Here is a 232-nt window from a genome sequence, read left to right on the forward strand (position 1 = left end):
GGCCGTGGTCGACGAACTGGTGCGGATGGCCGCGTCATGACATCTCGCGATTTGGTATGCTAAGGGCTACGCCTATCTGGAGACAGTAAATGACAGCCCCGCCCGAACGCCTCGACGGCACCGTCGACCCAAAGTTGCTGGAGATCCTCGTCTGTCCGGTGACCAAGGGTCCGCTCGAATTCGATTCGAGCCGGCAGGAATTGATTTCGCGTTCCGCCAAGCTCGCCTATCC

The 232-nt window shown here is 59.9% G+C and carries 1 protein-coding gene; it reads left to right on the forward strand.

Going from position 1 to position 232, the window contains the following annotated elements; translation table 11 throughout:
* Nucleotides 1-89: 89 nt before the first annotated feature.
* A partial coding sequence (locus QSV46_RS41170; protein ID WP_314964555.1) for a Trm112 family protein occupies nt 90-232 on the forward strand: 143 nt, incomplete at its 3' end.

Origin of the sequence: Bradyrhizobium cosmicum (assembly GCF_032290525.1) — a bacterium.
Classification (GTDB): domain Bacteria; phylum Pseudomonadota; class Alphaproteobacteria; order Rhizobiales; family Xanthobacteraceae; genus Bradyrhizobium; species Bradyrhizobium cosmicum_A.